General features: G+C 58.2%; 13 protein-coding genes. All 13 read left to right on the top strand.

The genetic code is table 11. The features are described from left to right. Positions 1–153: 153 nt before the first annotated feature. The 13 genes from ACESLM_RS19425 to ACESLM_RS19365 all read left to right on the top strand — a co-directional run bounded on the left by ACESLM_RS19425 (position 154) and on the right by ACESLM_RS19365 (position 14,174). Positions 154–909 carry a vWA domain-containing protein gene (locus tag ACESLM_RS19425; protein WP_372633226.1) on the top strand — a complete coding sequence of 252 codons (756 nt, stop codon included), beginning with the start codon at positions 154–156 and terminating at the stop codon, positions 907–909. Then, positions 893–1,816 (top strand): serine/threonine protein kinase, encoded by a 924-nt coding sequence (locus ACESLM_RS19420; RefSeq protein ID WP_372633210.1) that lies wholly within the window; start codon positions 893–895, stop codon positions 1,814–1,816. Before ACESLM_RS19425 ends, ACESLM_RS19420 begins: the two co-directional genes overlap by 17 nt. 103 nt (positions 1,817–1,919) lie before the next feature. After that, a complete protein-coding gene (gene tilS, locus ACESLM_RS19415; protein WP_372633209.1) occupies positions 1,920–3,335 on the top strand; it encodes a tRNA lysidine(34) synthetase TilS in 1,416 nt (471 codons plus the stop codon). 59 nt (positions 3,336–3,394) lie between these two features. Beyond that, positions 3,395–3,934, top strand: a complete 540-nt coding sequence (gene hpt, locus ACESLM_RS19410) for a hypoxanthine phosphoribosyltransferase (protein WP_094048506.1) — start codon at positions 3,395–3,397, stop codon at positions 3,932–3,934. An 83-nt stretch (positions 3,935–4,017) separates the two neighbouring features. After that, complete coding sequence (ftsH, locus tag ACESLM_RS19405; RefSeq protein WP_094048504.1) at positions 4,018–6,021, top strand: ATP-dependent zinc metalloprotease FtsH; 2,004 nt, start codon at positions 4,018–4,020, stop codon at positions 6,019–6,021. A 216-nt stretch (positions 6,022–6,237) separates the two neighbouring features. Then, positions 6,238–7,176: a quinolinate synthase NadA gene (gene nadA / locus ACESLM_RS19400; RefSeq protein ID WP_094048502.1), complete on the top strand. Its 939-nt coding sequence runs from the start codon at positions 6,238–6,240 to the stop codon at positions 7,174–7,176. 52 nt (positions 7,177–7,228) lie between these two features. Beyond that, positions 7,229–8,845: an L-aspartate oxidase gene (nadB, locus tag ACESLM_RS19395; protein ID WP_372633208.1), complete on the top strand. Its 1,617-nt coding sequence runs from the start codon at positions 7,229–7,231 to the stop codon at positions 8,843–8,845. Further along, positions 8,838–9,737, top strand: a complete 900-nt coding sequence (gene nadC / locus ACESLM_RS19390) for a carboxylating nicotinate-nucleotide diphosphorylase (RefSeq protein WP_372633207.1) — start codon at positions 8,838–8,840, stop codon at positions 9,735–9,737. Before nadB ends, nadC begins: the two co-directional genes overlap by 8 nt. After that, positions 9,734–10,498, top strand: a complete 765-nt coding sequence (locus ACESLM_RS19385; RefSeq protein WP_372633206.1) for a type III pantothenate kinase — start codon at positions 9,734–9,736, stop codon at positions 10,496–10,498. The genes nadC and ACESLM_RS19385 overlap by 4 nt, the downstream gene beginning before the upstream one ends. Before the next feature lie 52 nt (positions 10,499–10,550). Continuing rightward, positions 10,551–11,444, top strand: coding sequence for an Hsp33 family molecular chaperone HslO (hslO, locus tag ACESLM_RS19380; RefSeq protein ID WP_372633205.1), 894 nt, complete (start codon positions 10,551–10,553; stop codon positions 11,442–11,444). Positions 11,445–11,461: 17 nt separating this feature from the next. Then, positions 11,462–12,409: a peptidylprolyl isomerase gene (locus ACESLM_RS19375; RefSeq protein WP_372633204.1), complete on the top strand. Its 948-nt coding sequence runs from the start codon at positions 11,462–11,464 to the stop codon at positions 12,407–12,409. A 141-nt stretch (positions 12,410–12,550) separates the two neighbouring features. Beyond that, positions 12,551–13,492: a cysteine synthase A gene (cysK, locus tag ACESLM_RS19370; RefSeq protein ID WP_372633203.1), complete on the top strand. Its 942-nt coding sequence runs from the start codon at positions 12,551–12,553 to the stop codon at positions 13,490–13,492. A gap of 136 nt (positions 13,493–13,628) precedes the next feature. Further along, positions 13,629–14,174: a PadR family transcriptional regulator gene (locus tag ACESLM_RS19365; RefSeq protein WP_372633202.1), complete on the top strand. Its 546-nt coding sequence runs from the start codon at positions 13,629–13,631 to the stop codon at positions 14,172–14,174. Position 14,175 lies beyond the last annotated feature (1 nt).

The raw sequence follows: 14,175 nt of genomic DNA, 5'->3' as shown, positions 1-14,175 counted from the left end.
CGCCAGATTGCATCCCTTGATATTCCGTTCGACGGTCTCTTCTTTAATATTATATCAACTCGATCGCGGTCAGTCCCAAAAAAGATTAAATCTCGCACTTTTTGGCGACACTCTTACTAGATGCTAGAACAGATAGGAGGAGTGTCAAGGATGATGAAGCAAATTTTGCTGATTACGGACGGAGGCTCGAACGTCGGGGAGAGTCCGGTTACCGCTGCGGCGCAGGCGTATGCGGAAGGCATTACGGTGAACGTGGCGGGCGTCGTGGACGAAGGGACGATCGGGGAGTACGGCGCGACGGAGATCGCCGACATCGCGCGGGCCGGCGGAGGCATCAGCCAGATTGTGACGAGCCGGCAGTTGTCCAAGACGGTGCAGATGATGACGAGGCAGACGGTGGCGGGTACGATACGGCAGGCGGTCAATCAGGAGCTCCGCCAACTGTTCGGGGTGAACGACGTCGGGGCGCTGCCTCCTCCCAAGCGGGGCGAGGTCGTTAAAGTCATGGAAGAGATGGAGGAGACGATGTCCCTCTCGGTCGCGCTGCTCATCGACGCCAGCGCCAGCATGAAGCCGAAGCTGCACGCCGTCGAAGAAGCGATCCGGGATTTGACGCTGAGCCTGCAAGCCCGCACGGGCAGAAGCCAGGTGTCCGTATTTCATTTTCCCGGGGACTCCCAGTATTCTTATTGCGTAATGGACGCCGGTTGGCACTCGAACGCTTCCAATCTCGGCTCCCTGTTCGGCAAGATCCGGATGCGCGGCACGACTCCGACGGGGCCCGCTTTGCTTCAGGTGGTTGATTACATTCGCGAGACTTGTGGTAAAATAGGCAAAATAGAGCTTATGGACGAGCCGCATGCTTCTGGCGGCGGGTCGAGCGAGGTGCGGAGTGACAACGTCGTCTGAGAAAGAGACCTTGGCCAGAGGCACGGAGATTCGCGGCAAATGGAACGGGAAAGTCTATCGCCTGGAACGGCTGCTCGGACTGGGGTCCAACGGTCAGGTTTATTTGGCTTCGACGGGTCCCAGGGTAATCTTCGCAATCAAGATTGGCCATGAGGCAGCGGAGCTTCAAGGCGAAGTCAACATACTGGCTTCGCTGGATCGTTCCGAGAAAGGGAGACAGCCGTTCCTGCTCGATGTCGACGATGCGGTTATTGACGGGCGGAAAATTCCTTTCTACGTCATGAGGTATGTTCCCGGAGTGCCGTTGAAAGCCTACTTGAAGGAACACGGTTCCCACTGGATGGGCGTCATCGGCTACCGTCTGCTGGAGAGGCTCTCCCATCTGCACGAGGCGGGCTGGGTGTTCGGGGATATTAAAAGCGATAATATACTGGTCGGAGAATACGGAAGAGTGGAACTGGTCGACTACGGCGGCGCTTCGGCGATCGGGCGCAGCGTGCGGCAGTTCACGGAAATCTACGATCGGGGATACTGGTCCGCCGGGAGCCGCGTTGCGGACCCGGCTTACGATCTGTTCGCGGTCGGTCTGCTCTGGCTGCACGCCCTGGACGGGAAAAGGCTCGTCCAGCTCACCCGAACGCTGATTCCGCAAAACCGGCATCCCCGCGAGCTGATGAAGCTGGTAAGAAGCAATCCCAAGCTCCAGCCGGTGGAAGGCTGGATCGAGAAGGCGCTCACGGGCCAGTTCGCCAGCACTCGGGAATCGACCAAGGAATGGCGCGAGGCCGTGCGGATCTCGCAGCGGCCGAAGCCGGCCGACGACCGAGTGCCGGGCTGGATGGCCGGATTGCTCGGAGCCGCGATCGTGCTCAGCACGACGCTGGCGGCAGTCTGGCTGCTGGACTAGGACCGAGCGGGGCCGGCGATGGCGCAGCCATTGAGATGGACGGATATCGGATGCCATCGAACAGGGCGCGTCAACCCGTTGGACGAATAAAGGAGCTGCGAAGATGCGACGGCATGAACACTGGACGGAGGACGTCAAAGCGCAGGCGAAGGAAGAAGGCTGGTGGCGCGCGGGAGGCACGGTCGTTGCCGCGGTATCCGGAGGACCGGATTCGATGGCGTTGCTGCGCCTGCTGAAGGAGATGGCGGAGTCGGAGCCGATGCGCGTCGTGGTCGCTCACGCGAACCACCAATTCCGCGGCGCCGAATCCGACGCCGAAGCCGAGTTGGTGCGCAAGGTAGCGGAACAATGGGGCATGGCTTTCGAGACTGCGTCGCTCGGCATGCCGGATTACATAGAAGAAACGGGACAGAACGCGCAGAGCGCGTCAAGGGAGAAGCGTTACGCATTCCTCGATGAGGTGGCGGACAAGCACGGCAGTCCTTACCTGCTGACCGCCCATCATGCCGACGATCAGGCCGAGACGGTGCTGATGAGAGTGCTGCGCGGGACGGGAATTGGCGGCTTGGCGGGAATTCCTTACCGCAGGCGGGAAGATCGGTTGGAACTGATTCGCCCTCTGCTGCGTATAACCAAATGTGAGCTTCTGGAGTATTGTAAGCGAAACGGGGTGCCTTACGCGGTTGACAGCAGCAATGCCGACCGGCATTATTTTCGCAACCTTGTCCGGCTCGACGTCCTGCCGGCGCTGGAGCGGTACAATCCGCGGCTGAAGGATTCGCTGGTCCGGCTGGCCGATCTGGCGGCGGCGGACGACGATTATATGGAAGAGCAGGCCGTTCGCGTCTTCCGCGAGGCGGTAACCCCGTCCGGAGACGGCTTCCGGTTGGAGCGACGACGGTTCCGCGGCCTCCACGTCGCTTTACAACGCAGATTGATTAAATTAATATTAAACTGTTCCGCGAACCCGCGCCAAATGCTGGATTTCCGCCTTGTGGAGGAAATCTCGGAGGCGCTGTCGCAAGAACGCCCGGCAACGGTCCGGGTGGACATCGGGGACGGTTGGGTGCTGAGAAGGGAATACGAAGAGACTTATATCGGACCGGAGCAGCCGGAGACGATGCGCTTCGCGTATCGCGCCGACGAGCTTGCGACCGAGATCGCCATCCCGGAAGCGGGAGGCCGCATTCGCTTGGAACGGCTCGAAGGAGCCGTGCAAGGCCGGCCCGGCAATCGCGACGAAGCCTGCTTCGACGCGGAGGAGCTTCGCTATCCGCTCCTCGTGCGCAGTCGGCTGGCGGGCGATACCATGCGGCCATACGGACTAAACGGCACCAAAAAAGTGCAAGATATGTTCGTCGATGCCAAAGTGCCGCGATCGCGGCGCGACAAGCTGCCGCTGCTGGCGGACGGCGACGGCCGCATCCTCTGGATTCCCGGATTGCGGAGATCGGGTCACGCCCTTGTCCGCGAGCACACCCGAACGACGCTTCGGGCGACGTACGAAGCGGAAAACTAGGGCATGATCGGAGTAAAGCAATCATACCGTGTAATAAATCTCACTGGGAGGCACCTTCTTTGCAAAACGACATTCAAGAAGTTCTCTACTCGCAAGAAACGATTCAGCAGAAGGTACAGGAGCTTGGCGCGGCGATCAGCCGCGATTACGAAGGACGCAATCCGCTCGTTATCTGCGTGTTGAAAGGCGCTTTTATTTTTATGGCGGACTTGTCCAAGAGCATCGCGATCCCGATCGAACTGGATTTTATGGCGGTGTCGAGCTACGGCAACTCCACGCGTTCGTCCGGGGAAGTGAAGATTATTAAAGATTTGGACGCTTCCGTGGAAGGTCGCGACGTGCTCATCGTCGAAGACATTATCGACAGCGGATTGACGCTGAGCTACTTGATCGACGTGCTGGAACGCCGGAACGCGCTGTCCGTCAACGTCGTCGCCCTGTTCGACAAACCGGGACGGCGGACGGTCGACTTGAACGCGGACTACACCGGCTTTACCATACCGGATGCCTTCGTCGTCGGTTACGGGCTCGATTACGCGGAGAAATACCGCAACCTGCCCTACGTCGGAGTGCTGAAGCCGGAAGTTTATTCGAGCTGACCCATAGCCGGCGCGCCGCCTTACTTGGATTGGCGAGACAGGCTATGGTAAAATGATGTGAGCGTGTCGAGAGGAGGTCGGGGATGAATCGGTTCATCCGGAACACAGGCTTTTACTTACTTATCTTTTTGGTGACTGTCGGGATCGTTCAATTTTTTATCGGAAAGCAAGACACGACTAAGGAACTGAGCTACAACGAGCTCGTCGCGGCAGCGCAGCAAGGCAACGTGCAGACGATGACTTTGCAGGTTCAGAACGGAACCTACCTCATCGCCGGCGAATTCAAACCGAAACCGGGACAAGAGAAGGGCGAAGTCTTCACAGGACGAGCGCCTCTGGCCGATTACGTGCCGGAGCTGTTCACGAACCTCGGGATCGAGAAGAACTTCGAAGTGTTATCCAAGAAAATGCCGGGACAAAGCTTCTGGCTGACTTTCCTAACTTCCATCATTCCGTTCATCATCATGTTCGTTCTGTTCTTCTTCCTGATCAATCAGGCGCAGGGCGGCGGCGGCAAGGTGATGAACTTCGGCAAGAGCCGCGCCCGTCTTTATAATGAAGAGAAAAAGCGGGTCACGTTCGAGGACGTCGCCGGAGCGGACGAGGAGAAGCAGGAGCTCGTCGAGGTCGTCGAATTCCTGAAGGATCCCCGCAAGTTCGCCGCGGTCGGCGCGCGCATTCCGAAAGGCGTGCTTCTCGTAGGGCCTCCGGGTACCGGTAAAACGTTGCTGGCCCGCGCGGTTGCCGGGGAAGCCGGCGTGCCGTTCTTCACGATCTCCGGTTCGGACTTCGTGGAGATGTTCGTCGGCGTCGGCGCATCCCGCGTACGGGACTTGTTCGAGAACGCGAAGAAAAACTCGCCTTGTATCATCTTCATCGACGAGATCGACGCCGTCGGTCGTCAACGGGGCGCAGGCCTCGGCGGCGGACACGACGAGCGCGAGCAGACGCTGAACCAATTGCTCGTCGAGATGGACGGCTTCGGCGCCAACGAAGGCATCATCATCGTTGCGGCGACCAACCGTCCGGACATTCTTGACCCTGCTTTGCTCCGTCCGGGACGTTTCGACCGTCAGATTACGGTAGACCGTCCGGATGTGAAAGGCCGCGAAGCGGTGCTGAAAGTTCATGCCCGCAACAAGCCTCTGAACAAAGACGTCAAGCTCGGCACGATCGCCAAGCGGACGACCGGTTTTACCGGCGCCGATCTGGAGAACCTGCTGAACGAAGCGGCGCTGCTGGCCGCTCGCCGCAACAAGAAGGACATCGCCATGATCGAGGTCGACGAAGCGATCGACCGCGTTATCGTCGGTACCGAGAAGAAGAGCCGCATCATCAGCGACCGCGAGAAGCGCATCGTCGCTTATCACGAAGCGGGTCACACGATCGCGGGCTACTTCCTGGAGCATGCCGACACGGTGCACAAGGTTACGATTATTCCACGGGGCAAAGCGGGCGGATACGTCATCATGCTTCCTAAGGAAGATCGGATGCTCGTCACCAAGCAGGAGCTGCTCGACAAGGTCACGGGCTTGCTCGCGGGACGCGCGGCCGAGGAAATCTTCATCGGAGAGATCGGCACCGGCGCTTACAGCGACTTCAAGCAAGCGACGAGCATCGTTCGCGCGATGATCATGGAATACGGAATGAGCGAGAAGCTCGGCACGATGCAGTTCGGCAACTCGCAAGGACAGGTATTCCTTGGCCGCGACATCGGACACGAGCAGAACTATTCCGATAAGATCGCGTACGAGATCGACCAGGAGATGCAGAGCATCACTCGCGACTGCTACGACCGGGCCAAGAAGCTTCTTACCGAGAAGAGCGCAGAGATGCATCTGATCGCGAAGACGCTGCTCGAGGAAGAGACGCTCGATCTGGATCAGATCAAGTCTCTGATGGAGAAGGGCGCCATCGTAGTCGACAGCGGGGAAGGCGGATCGAGCTCGGAGGAATCCCATGCGGAGCCGGTTGTGGATACGCTGGGCAACGTCAAGGTTCGGATTCAAACCCGCGAGGACGGAGACCCGTACCCGTCGGGCTTGGATTTGCGCAAGGGAGACGGCGACTCCGAAGAACCGAAATAATCGGATAAGAAGACGGGATGCACCGCGCTGCAGCAGCGCGCGGGAGCATCCCGTTTTTTTGTGAAAAATCCGTTACAGATCAATTGACAGTCCTATCCCGCAAGTGTAAATTAAGTGTTAATGAACGAAGTGCTTTTCGTCCACAATAAAGACAGCATTCCCGCCATGTTTGTGCATTGATTCACAAACAACGGTAGTCAAGGGAGGAGATTTCGCATGGAGGCCCTGGCCTTGGAGCGTAAAGCCGAGCAGAACCGCGAACTGCGCGAACGGCTGATGCAGCTCAAGAAGGAACGCAACGCCATTATCCTCGCCCATTATTATCAGCGAGATGAAATACAAGAGGTCGCGGACTTCCGGGGGGACTCGTTCCTCCTCGCTCAGAAAGCCGCGTCTACGGATGCCGACGTTATCGTCTTTTGCGGGGTTCATTTCATGGGCGAGAGCGCCAAAATCCTCGCTCCACACAAGACCGTGCTCGTCCCCGACGAACGCGCGGGCTGCCCGATGGCCGACATGGTCAATCCGATCGGCTTGCGGGAGCTCAAGGCGAAGCATCCGAACGCGAAGGTGGTCACGTACATCAACTCGTCCGCGGACGTGAAGGCCGAGACCGACATCTGCTGCACGTCGGCCAATGCCGTGAAGGTCGTCAATTCGGTCGATGCGGAGGAAGTGATCTGGTGTCCGGATAAGAACCTCGGTCACTACGTCTCCCAGCATACCGACAAGAAGATGATCATCTGGGAAGGCTACTGCAACACTCATGACATGCTCACGATTAAGGACGTCGTGGAGATGCGCGCGAAATATCCGAACGCTCAATTCGTCGTACACCCCGAATGCCGCCCGGAAGTGGTGGAGATGGCCGATTTCGTAGGCAGCACGACCGGCATTCTGAAATATTGCCGCGAATCGAGCCATGACGAATTCATCGTCGGAACGGAAGACGGCACGGGATACCAGCTTCGGCTCGACAGCCCGAACAAGAAGTTCCACTTCGCCTCGAAGTTCCTGGTGTGCCCGAATATGAAGGTGAACAACCTCAAGAAGGTCGTCAAAGCGTTGGAGACGATGCAACCGGAAATCTACGTGCCGCAGGACGTTGCGGACAAAGCCCGTTTATCGCTGGAGCGCATGCTGCTGGTCAAGTAATCGACCGGCCGCCTGCGCTACTCTATTGTCGGAGTGGGAGACGAATACCATTATGATTCCACGATACGTTGTCGATTTTGATCTGGACAAGCTTCCTCGCGTAGAGACGGACGTCATCGTGATCGGGGCCGGCATCGCCGGCCTTTTTACGGCGCTTAAATCGAGTGAGACGCAGCGGGTTCTCATGATCACGAAGAAGTCGCTGTTCGACAGCAACACGCGGTACGCCCAGGGAGGCATCGCCGCCGTCATGTCGGACGACGATTCTCCCGAATTTCTCGCGCAGGATACGTTGATCGCCGGAGCCGGTCTCTGCGAGTCCGCGGCGGTGGACGTTCTCGTCCACGAAGGTCCTCAGGGCGTTCAGGAGCTGATTCGCTACGGGACGATGTTCGACGAGGAAGACGGGCATTACGCCTTGACCAAGGAAGGAGCGCACAGCCAGCGGCGAATTCTGCACGCGAACGGGGACGCGACCGGCTACGAGATCGTTCGAGCGTTGGCAGAGAAGGTGAAAGTCAGTCCCGGCATCGAGCTGTGGGACGATCATTTCGTGCTGGACCTGCTCACGGAAGACGGCGAATGCCGCGGCGCTCTCGTACAGAAACCGGACGGCTCGCGGGTCGCGGTGTTCGGCAAAGCGACCATTCTGTGCACGGGCGGAACGGGCCAGCTCTACCGCTACACGACCAATCCCGAGGTGGCGACCGGCGACGGCGTCGCTATGGCTTATCGCGCGGGTGCGGAGATTCGGGACATGGAGTTCAACCAGTTTCATCCGACGTCCCTCTGCTACCCGGGCGCTCCGAGATTTCTCATCTCGGAAGCCGTAAGAGGCGAAGGCGCTTATCTGAGAAATATTCGCGGAGATCGGTTTATGGAAAATTACCATCCTCAGCTCGAGCTGGCTCCAAGAGACATCGTGGCCAGGGCGATCGTCAGCGAGATGGAAGCAACCAAATCGACCTACGTCTATATCGATATTACGCATGAGTCTCCGGACTTGATCCGGCATCGGTTCCCGACCATTCACGAATACTGCTTGAAATTCGGGCTCGATATGACGACGGATTGGATTCCGGTCGCGCCTGCCGCGCATTATATGATGGGCGGGGTCAAAACGGATCTGCACGGGGAGACGAGCATCCGCCGACTGTACGCTTGCGGCGAAGCTTCGTCGACGGGCGTGCACGGGGCCAACCGGTTGGCGAGCAACTCGCTGTCGGAGGCGATTGTCTTCGGCCAACGGATCGTGGATGCGATCAACAAGCTGCCGGAGCAGTCTGCAGTCGCGGATAACGGCCCGGCGTCGGATCGGCATGCCGTGCTGACCGGAACCTTGATCGAGAGAAGGCTGAAGCTGCAGAAGACGATGGTTCGTTATGTGGGTCTGCGCAGGGACCGGACGGGTCTGTTGAAAGGGCTCGAGGATCTGAAGAAGCAGCTGCCGCTGTTCCAGATGAATCTGACGAAGAGAGAGGAACTGGAATACGCGAACCTGCTGACCTGCGCGCTGCTTGTCGCCGAGGGAGCTTTGAATCGAGAAGAGAGTCGCGGCGGACACTATCGCGAGGATTATCCGGGCAGAGACGATTTGAATTGGCGGGTGCATACGATATTGCATCGGGAAAAAGGCATCCGCATAGAAAGGGTCGACGACAATGTTTGAACGGGAAAGCGATTGGGCGATCGGAGGTCCGGCCGTCGAAGCGGTGAAGGCGCAGCTTCGCGCCTGGCTGGCGGAGGATATCGGTTCGGGCGACGTGACGACGATGTCGACGATATCGGCCGGCCATCAATCCAAGGGTATCATCCACGCCAAGCAATCGGGCGTACTGGCGGGCATTCCTCTGGCTCGTCTCGTATTCGAGACGGTCGATCCGGCTCTGAAGTTCGAAGCGCTGGCGTCGGACGGAGACCGCGTAGAAAGAGGGACGGTGCTTGCCGTCGTCGAAGGCTCCTCGCACAGTGTGCTGACGGGGGAGAGATTGGCTCTCAACCTGCTTCAGCGGCTGTCCGGCATCGCGACGAAGACGAGCGAGTACGCGGCAGGAGCGCATGAGACGCCGGTCCGCGTGACCGATACGCGCAAGACGACGCCCGGACACCGCACGCTGGAGAAGTACGCGGTGCGGATCGGTGGCGGAGCGAATCATCGCTTCGGACTCTATGATGCGGTCATGATCAAGGATAACCATATTAAGGCGGCCGGCGGAATTACGGCGGCCGTGCAGGGAGCCAAGGGCCGCATTCCCCACACGATGATGATCGAGGTGGAAGCCGAGTCGCTGGCTCAGGCGGAAGAAGCGGTCCGGGCGGGCGCCCATATCGTCATGCTCGACAATATGAGCACGGCGGCCATGGCTGAGACGGTTAAGGCGATCAGGGACATTGCGCCTCATATCGTGATCGAGGCTTCGGGCGGCATTACGCCGGAGCGAGTAGGCGAAATCGCGCGCTGCGGCGTCGACGTCATCTCGGTCGGCAGCTTGACGCATTCCTTTCAAGCGCTCGATATCAGTCTTGATCTGAACGAGAAGAAGACGGGAGGTGCGCCATGATACTCGTCGTCGATGTCGGCAATACGAATATCGTGCTGGGGCTGTATAAGGGACGCACGCTGACGCATCACTGGCGGCTCGGCACGAATCGCTCCGCTACGGTGGACGAATACGGCGTGCTGATCCACAACCTGTTTCAAATCGCGGGAGTGAAGGCGGAGCAGATCGAAGGCGTTATTCTGTCTTGCGTCGTTCCTCCCCTTATGAACACGCTGGAGCGGCTGTTCGAAGCTTATGTAGGCAAGCAAGCGCTTGTCGTCGGTCCCGGCATCAAGACGGGGCTTAATATCCGGTACGAGAATCCCCGGGAAGTCGGTGCGGACCGGATCGTCAACGCGGTCGCGGGTATCGAACAATACGGTACGCCGCTGGTCGTCGTGGATTTCGGTACGGCAACGACCTTCGATTATATCGACGGCACCGGCGCTTATCTGGGAGGCGCGATCGTGCCGGGCATCGGCATCTCCGCCGAAGCGCTCTACCAGCGGGCGGCTAAGCTTCCGCGGATCGAGCTGTCCAAGCCGAAGACGGTCATTGGGCGCAATACGGTGGCGGCGATGCAGTCCGGCATCATTTACGGCTATGCAGGGCAAGTGGACGGCATCGTCAAGCGCATTCGCCAAGAGTTCGGCGTGCAGCCGAGAGTGATCGCGACCGGGGGACTGGCCGAGCTGATCGCCGGAGAATCGGAGACGATCGAGACAGTAGATCCGCTTCTTACGCTGGAAGGCTTGCGCATAGTATACGAACGCAATAGGTAACAATAGATTGTCGGACGGATTGGATTGTTCCGCCGAGGGAGGTTGACGGGATATGGCTATGGCTTTGAAGGATGAAATCATACGCGGCACCGCATGGGACGGCGGCTTGCGGGTGTTCGCCGCGCGCACGACGGCGCTCGTATCGGAGCTGCAGCGCAGACAGGATACGTTTCCTACGGCGACCGCGGCCCTTGGCCGTACGGCGACGGCTGCCGCGATGATGGGCATTATGCTGAAAGGGCAGGAGAAGCTGACGGTGCAGGTGAAGGGCGACGGCCCGATCGGCCAGATCGTCGTGGACGCCAACGCGTCGGGGGAAGTAAGAGGATATGTCGATCATCCGCACGTCCATCTTCCGAGCAACAGCCAGGGCAAGCTGGACGTTGCCGGAGTCGTCGGGCGCACGGGTCAGCTTCATGTCACGAAGGACTTGGGGCTTAAAGATCCTTACAGGGGCAGCGTGCCGATCATCTCCGGCGAGATTGCCGAAGATTTTACGATGTATTTCGCGGAGTCGGAGCAGACTCCTTCCGCGGTAGGGCTCGGCGTGCTTGTAGAGACCGACAATTCCGTTCTCCATGCGGGCGGGTTCATCGTTCAGGTGATGCCCGGCCTTCCGGAGGCCAGGCTCGTTCGTCTGGAGCAGGCGATCGGGGCGATGCCGCATGTGACGGCTTTGATGGATCAGGGAGAAAGCCCGGAAGGGCTGCTTCGTTTTCTCGTAGGAGACGACCTGACGATCCACCAGACGATCGAACCGGTTTTTCAATGCCATTGTTCGCGGGAAAGATTCGAGCGTGCGCTGCTTACGATCGGCAAGAGCGAGCTGAGGCATCTGATCGACGAGGACGGCCAGGCGGAGACGCATTGCCATTTCTGCAATGAGAAATACTTGTTCGACGGCGAAGAGCTGGAAGCTCTCTACCGCCTCGCCGACCGGGATTAAAGAAGGGATGATCTCCAATGAGGGAGACGATACAGCGCATGCCGCCGCTCGTACTGCTGGCCCTCTTAGCGACGCTGATGCTCGCATCAGGCTGCACCAAGGATGACAAAGCGCTTGCGCCCGACGATCATGAGCCGTCGGAGTCGGCATCCGGAGGAGACGACGTCGTGGCCTCGGTAGGAACAACGTTCATTTCCCGCCAACAGTTGATGGATCGACTGTTGGCTTCTTATGGTTCCCAGACGCTCAGAAGCATGATGCTGGCGGAAGCGGTAAAGGAAGAAGCCGGAGCGCTGAACATTGAAGTGACGGGCGAGGAACTGGAGCAGGAATTAAGATGGATGAGCCAGGGCTACGAGAACGAAGACAACTTCTACCGCACCATGAGAGAGCAGCTCGGGATGAGCCGTGAAGAAATCCGGGAAGACGCGCGCTACCGGCTCCTGCTGGAGAAGCTGACCACGTACAACGTCGAAGTGTCCTCCGACGAAATCGAACGTTATCTGGGCGAGCACTGGGCGGAATTTCAACCGGTCAGACAATACCGATTATCCAAAATCGTCGTGCAGACGGACGAATTGGCAAGGGGACTTCTGGACAAGCTGGGTCAGGGAGACGACTTTGCAGAGCTGGCCAGAACGCATTCCATCGACGAATTCACCGCGGATCAGGGCGGGGATGCGGGGTGGATCGAGTCGAACGATCCGTTCGAAGCTGCAGCGGTGTTGGAGCAGGCTGCGCGGATGCAGGTTGGAGACATCACCGGTCCGGTCCGGACGGATCAAGGCTACGCGATCGTTCGACTGGACGGCGTCAGCGAGGTGCAGACCCGCACGGAGGAAGACATCCGTCTTGAAGCGAAGAAGCTGATCGCGCTGGGCAAGGCCGTTCCGGTCGGCGATATGGAACAGGCGCTGCTCGACAAGTACGGCGCGGTCATCGTGGATCAAGCGTTAAGGCCGTAACGAATTTGCGTCCATTGTTGACCAGCTATTGACAATCCTCTCCGTGGTTTGATAAGATGAAATCAGACTGAAAACCGACTGTTTTAGTCGGAATAACGAACAAGGCGCATAGCCGCTATATTGTAGGAGGGAACAACTCTAATGGCCAAGATTGTTCAGAACGTGACCCAGCTTATCGGCGATACGCCGCTTGTACGCTTGAACCGTGTCGTACCGGAAGGCAGCGCGGAAATCTACGTGAAACTCGAGTATCAAAACCCGGGCTCCAGCGTTAAGGACCGCATCGCGATCAGCATGATCGAAGAAGCGGAGAAGCAAGGCCTGATCAAGCCGGGCGTCAACACGATCGTCGAGCCGACGAGCGGCAACACCGGTATCGGTCTGGCGCTTGTCGCTGCTGCGAAAGGATATCGCGCGGTTCTCGTTATGCCTGAGACGATGAGCTTGGAGCGCCGCAATCTGCTTCGCGCCTACGGGGCCGAGCTGGTGCTGACTCCGGGATCGGAAGGCATGAACGGCGCTGTCAAGAAGGCGGAAGAGATCGCCAGGGAGAACCCAGACTACTTCATTCCTCAACAATTCAAGAACCAAGCTAACGTGAAAATTCACCGCGAGACGACGGGTCCGGAAATCGTTGAAGCGATCAACTCCTACGACGGCAAGATCGACGCGTTCGTAGCCGGCATCGGCACGGGCGGCACGATCTCCGGCGCGGGCGAAGTGCTGAAGCAGAACTTCCCGAATATCAAAATCTACGCGGTAGAGCCTGCGGCATCCCCGCTCTTGTCCGGCGGCGGCCCTGGCCCTCACAAGATCCAAGGGATCGGAGCGAACTTTATCCCTGAGATCCTGAACCGCGAAGTTTACGACGGCGTTATTACGATCGAGAACGAAGAAGCGTTCGAGACGGCTCGCACCGTCGCCAAGAAGGAAGGTCTTCTGGTCGGCATCTCTTCCGGCGCCGCTATCTTCGCCGCGCTTAAAGTGGCGAAAGAACTCGGCGAAGGCAAACGCGTCGTAGCGGTCGTTCCGTCCAACGGCGAACGTTACCTGAGCACGCCTCTGTTCAACTTCGAGAACTAATTTCTATACGACAAGACAGACGACTCCTTATCCGATCACCGGATTTGGAGTCGTTTTTTGATTCTGCGTCATTGACAAAAGTCTCTCTATTTCCATATACTTTTAATATATCTTCTAGATATATGGGGTGAGCGTAATGGCTAGAAATAATAACACCTTGTACGCGATTTTGGGCATCATTGCCCACGGTCCAAGCTCGGGATACGACATCAGGAAGCAATTCAATGCGTCGCTTCGCTTTTTCTGGAGTGAAAGCTATGGCCAGATTTACCCCATGCTGAAGCAAATCGTGAAGGAGGGGTATGCGGAGCAGATCGATTCCCGCGAACCGCGGAGAAAGAAGCTGTATCGGATCACGCCGGAAGGGCAAAGAGCGTTGGAGGAATGGCTATCCAGACCGGTTAACCCGATCAACTACCGGGACGAGCTGCTTTTGAAAATTTTTATCGCGGGTCCGCAGGATACCAAGGCTATTTTAACTTTGTTGGAGAAAGAACGGGATGATCTGAAGAATAACGTCGCCGTTCTTAAGGAGCAGGAAGCGCAAGCGCTCAAGCAATACCGGAATCGCGTATATCCGATGTGGATGATGACTTTGAGGTACGGAATCCACTCCATGGAAGCGCGATTGCGCTGGTGCGAAGAATCGATGCAGGTTATGGGGAAAAAGGGAGAGGGTTGAG

Source organism: Cohnella sp. (assembly GCF_041641335.1).
GTDB lineage: Bacteria > Bacillota > Bacilli > Paenibacillales > Paenibacillaceae > Cohnella.
Note: the sequence above shows the minus strand (reverse complement) of the source record. Positions and strands in the feature narration are given on the sequence as shown.

Excerpts from the sequence above, each read along its gene's own strand:
- cysK (WP_372633203.1), top strand. The coding sequence starts at position 12,551 with ATGGCCAAGATTGTTCAGAACGTGACCCAGCTTATCGGCGATACGCCG.
- ftsH (WP_094048504.1), top strand. The coding sequence starts at position 4,018 with ATGAATCGGTTCATCCGGAACACAGGCTTTTACTTACTTATCTTTTTG.
- ACESLM_RS19375 (WP_372633204.1), top strand. The coding sequence starts at position 11,462 with ATGAGGGAGACGATACAGCGCATGCCGCCGCTCGTACTGCTGGCCCTC.
- hslO (WP_372633205.1), top strand. The coding sequence starts at position 10,551 with ATGGCTATGGCTTTGAAGGATGAAATCATACGCGGCACCGCATGGGAC.
- ACESLM_RS19365 (WP_372633202.1), top strand. The coding sequence starts at position 13,629 with ATGGCTAGAAATAATAACACCTTGTACGCGATTTTGGGCATCATTGCC.
- ACESLM_RS19425 (WP_372633226.1), top strand. The coding sequence starts at position 154 with ATGAAGCAAATTTTGCTGATTACGGACGGAGGCTCGAACGTCGGGGAG.
- nadB (WP_372633208.1), top strand. The coding sequence starts at position 7,229 with ATGATTCCACGATACGTTGTCGATTTTGATCTGGACAAGCTTCCTCGC.
- nadC (WP_372633207.1), top strand. The coding sequence starts at position 8,838 with ATGTTTGAACGGGAAAGCGATTGGGCGATCGGAGGTCCGGCCGTCGAA.
- tilS (WP_372633209.1), top strand. The coding sequence starts at position 1,920 with ATGCGACGGCATGAACACTGGACGGAGGACGTCAAAGCGCAGGCGAAG.
- nadA (WP_094048502.1), top strand. The coding sequence starts at position 6,238 with ATGGAGGCCCTGGCCTTGGAGCGTAAAGCCGAGCAGAACCGCGAACTG.
- ACESLM_RS19385 (WP_372633206.1), top strand. The coding sequence starts at position 9,734 with ATGATACTCGTCGTCGATGTCGGCAATACGAATATCGTGCTGGGGCTG.